Here is a 4,440-nt window from a genome sequence, read left to right on the forward strand (position 1 = left end):
CCGTAAAGGTAAAATGCCTCGTAAAATGTTTGAACAACGCTTTGGTATCGAATCACTATACCAAGATGCATTAGAAATTATCGTTCCTGATTCTTATGCAAAAGCAATTGATGAAGCTGGAATTATGCCAGTTGATTACCCAGAGATTTCTGGTACAGAAAACTTTGTACATGGTCAAGATTTCACATTTACTGCACAAGTAACAGTAAAACCAGAACCAAAGCTTGGTGACTACAAAGGTCTAGAAGTATCTAAACTTCCTGTAGAAGTAACTGATGAAGAAGTGGATGCTCAAATTCAAGACCAATTAGCTCGTAAAGCTGAGCTTGAAATTAAAGAAGACGAAGCAATCGTAGAAGGTGATACAGCTGTTATCGATTTCGAAGGTTTCGTAGGTGAAGAAGCTTTCGAAGGTGGTAAAGGTGAAGACTATCCACTAGAAATCGGTTCGGGTTCTTTCATTCCTGGTTTTGAAGAGCAACTTGTTGGCATGAAAGCTGGCGAATCTAAAGATGTGGTTGTTACATTCCCAGAAGAATATCATGCTGCAGAATTAGCTGGTAAAGAAGCAACTTTCAAAGTAACAGTAAAAGAAGTTAAAACAAAAGTTCTTCCTGAGTTAAATGATGAATTTGCAAAAGAGCTTGACCCAGAAGTTGAAGGCGTAGAAGCTTTACGTGCTAAAATTAAAGACCAAACTGCAGCTCAAAAAGTAGCAGAATCAGATGCAGCTCTTCGTGATGAGCTAGTAGAAAAAGCTGCTGAAAACGCTGAGTTCGAAGTGCCAGCAGGTATGATTAACTCTGAAACTGATCGTATGTTACAAGAATTTGGTCAACGTTTACAAATGCAAGGCATGAACTTAGACCTTTACTATCAATTCTCTGGTCAATCAGAAGAAGACTTACGTGGTCAAATGAAAGAAGAAGCAGAAAGCCGTGTACGTGTATCTTTAACACTTGAAGCGATTGCTGAAGCTGAAAAAATTGAAGCAACTGAAGCAGATATTGAAGCAGAATTAGAAAAAATGGCTGCTCAATTCAATATGACTAAAGATCAAATTACAGGTGCTTTAGGTGGTACTGCAGTACTTGAAAACGACATCAAAATCCAAAAAACAGTTGAATTTTTAGTAGAAAACGCTAAAATTACTGAATAAGATTTGTGTAACTAGATAGCTAAACAAAACAAGGTACGGCATTAAACCGTGCCTTGTTTTATCACATAAACTCTAAAAAATGGTCCCCTTATAGTTTTTTTCACTTTATACTTCACTTATACATAGTATTGTTTTAATTTTTATCTTCATTCAACAGATGTTTTGTACGGAATGTAAAATGTTAAGTACAAAACATGTCCATCTAAATAGATGGTAAACTGTATGCACAGAAGCTTTTTAGTATGTTAAACGACGACTGAATGAAGATAAAGCCAATGGCCAGAGTCAAGGAATTCAAAACCTAACACTGTACAATTTAAGGCGAAATTGATACGATGCTAAAAACTTCATTCAGAAAAGTCATATATAATAAAATTACTAATTTTGAATGAATAAACCCTAGGTAGATGAATGTAGTAGATTCATAACGATGGATAGTTGGTTTTGGTGTAATCTAAGTGAAGTGCCATACGAAAGAATCATGTAAAGTCACGAAGTAAACACGTTCCTAGAGGATACTTTGGTAAGCAAATGAAGAAAAGAACATGATGATGCGTTATAATCTATACATGCATGAATGCCTTGGCGTAAATGATGCAGACAATTTATTTGATAAAGGTTCAATAATCTTGTAAGATTGTTGCTTGAATAGGGGTGAAACATATTGTTCAAATTTAATGATGAAAAAGGCAATTTAAAATGCTCATTTTGTGGAAAACCACAAGAACAAGTACGTAAATTAGTTGCAGGTCCAGGTGTTTATATTTGTGATGAATGTATCGAGCTTTGTTCCGAAATCGTTGTAGAGGAACTAGGTGTAGAAGAGGAAATCGAATTTCAAGATATTCCAAAACCAAAAGAGATCCTAACGATTCTAGATGAGTATGTAATTGGACAAGAACGTGCTAAAAAGGCATTGGCAGTCGCAGTTTACAATCACTATAAACGCATCAATACGAATAGTAAAATTGATGATGTTGAATTAGCAAAATCGAACATTGTGTTAATCGGCCCAACTGGTAGCGGTAAAACTTTATTAGCTCAAACGTTAGCACGTATACTAAATGTTCCATTCGCAATTGCGGATGCTACCTCCCTAACTGAAGCAGGTTATGTAGGTGAGGACGTTGAAAATATTTTATTAAAGTTAATCCAATCAGCAGATTATGATATTGAGCGTGCTGAAAAAGGGATTATCTATATTGATGAAATCGATAAAGTAGCACGTAAGTCGGAGAATCCATCTATTACACGTGATGTTTCTGGCGAAGGTGTTCAACAGGCACTCCTTAAAATTTTAGAAGGAACGGTTGCAAGTGTTCCGCCACAAGGAGGACGTAAACATCCTCATCAAGAGTTTTTACAAATCGATACAACTAATATTCTTTTCATCGTTGGTGGTGCATTTGATGGTATTGAAACGATCATTAAACGCCGTCAGGGTGAAAAAGTAATTGGATTCGGTTCAGATCCGAATAAAGTAGACGTAGATGAAGGTTCTATCATGTCAAAGCTGATTCCTGAGGATTTACTGAAATTTGGTCTAATACCAGAGTTCATTGGTCGATTACCTGTACTTGCGAGTCTAGAGCAATTAAATGAAGCTGCTCTTGTACAAATTTTAACGGAGCCAAAAAATGCACTAGCCAAGCAGTATCAAAAAATGCTTGAACTAGATGGCGTTGAACTTGAATTTGATGAAGGTGCTCTTGTTGAAATTGCAAAAGAAGCAATTGAGCGTAAAACAGGTGCGCGTGGTCTTCGTTCAATTATTGAGTCAACAATGCTTGATGTAATGTACGAATTGCCTTCACGTGAGGACGTAAAAAAATGTATCATTACAGCAAAAACAATTACGGATAAAGAAAAACCGAAATTGCTTCTTGAAGATGGCACTGAACTCGATGAAGGTAGCGATACAAAAACTTCAGCATAACGAATAGATATGGCTGTCTACCGTTGTGAGATAGAGAGTAATTAGCTGACTTCGATTGTGCAATATTCGCACATATCGACAGTCAGCTTTTTATTCATTTCTACATAAAGCTAATTGTAACTTGAAGAAATTTTTGGCTCGCTTCAATAACTAGTGTGAATCAATTTTTTAAACACATACTAGTAGCGCGGGATGTGAACATGAAAATTTTGACGGAGGTGAATGCCCGCATGGTGACAATACAAAAAACAACAAATGTACCATTATTGCCTTTACGTGGACTTTTAGTATACCCATCGATGGTGTTACATATTGATGTGGGTAGAAATCGTTCTGTAGCGGCGCTAGAGCAGGCGATGTTAGAGGACCAAATGATTTTATTGGTGACACAAAAGGAAATGCACGATGAACAGCCTGAGGAGCAAGATTTATATTCCGTTGGTACAATTGCATATGTCAAACAAATGCTAAAATTACCAAATGGTACGCTGCGAATTTTAGTAGAAGGGGTTGCTCGTGCTACCTGGGAAAATTATCGGGCGTTAGACAAGTATACAGTTGTGGATATTGACATTAAAGAGGAATCGGTAGATAAAGATGTAGAAACGCTAGCATTGATGCGTACATTATTGACGTATTTCGAAAAATATGCAAAATCCTCCAATAAAATCACAACTGAAACAATCAATACTGTAACGGATATCGAAGAACCTGGACGTCTAGCAGATATTATCGCTTCTCATTTACCGTTTAAGATTGCGGATAAGCAAGAAGTATTGGAAATGCTAAGTGTTAAAAAACGTCTTGATCACTTAATTATCCGTTTGCACGATGAACAAGAAGTATTGGATTTGGAAAAGAAGATTAATTCCAAAGTAAAGCAGTCCATGGAGCGTACGCAAAAGGAATATTATTTACGTGAACAAATGAAGGCTATTCAAACTGAGCTGGGCGATCGCGAAGGGAAAACTGGAGAAGTTGCAGAATTGCGTAAGCGTATCGATGAAGCAGGTATGCCAGATTCAACAAAAGAAGCTGTACTCAAAGAATTAGATCGCTATGAAAAAGTGCCAAGCGCTAGTGCAGAAAGCGGCGTTATTCGCAATTATATTGATTGGCTGATCTCACTACCATGGACAAAAGCAACAGAAGATCGCATGAATATTACACATGCCGAGAATATTTTAAATCGTGATCATGATGGGTTAGAAAAAGTGAAAGAACGTGTTCTAGAATATTTAGCCGTACGTCAGCTGAAAAATTCGCTGAGAGGACCTATTTTATGCTTAGCTGGACCTCCTGGGGTAGGTAAAACATCTTTAGCTCGTTCCATCGCAGAAAGCTT

General features: G+C 37.0%; 3 protein-coding genes. All 3 read left to right on the forward strand.

All coding sequences use genetic code 11. The annotated features are described in order from the left end of the window. Nucleotides 1-1,159, forward strand: a 1,159-nt coding sequence (gene tig, locus RT445_RS23115; RefSeq protein ID WP_313471685.1) for a trigger factor, incomplete at its 5' end; no start/stop codon positions are given. Nucleotides 1,160-1,823: 664 nt separating this feature from the next. Continuing rightward, complete coding sequence (gene clpX / locus RT445_RS23120; protein WP_274793960.1) at nt 1,824-3,095, forward strand: ATP-dependent protease ATP-binding subunit ClpX; 1,272 nt, start codon at nt 1,824-1,826, stop codon at nt 3,093-3,095. A gap of 230 nt (nt 3,096-3,325) precedes the next feature. Then, the coding region (locus RT445_RS23125; RefSeq protein WP_313471687.1) for an LON peptidase substrate-binding domain-containing protein at nt 3,326-4,440 on the forward strand (1,115 nt) is incomplete at its 3' end.

It is taken from the genome of Lysinibacillus sp. (assembly GCF_032093475.1).
Classification (GTDB): domain Bacteria; phylum Bacillota; class Bacilli; order Bacillales_A; family Planococcaceae; genus Lysinibacillus; species Lysinibacillus irui.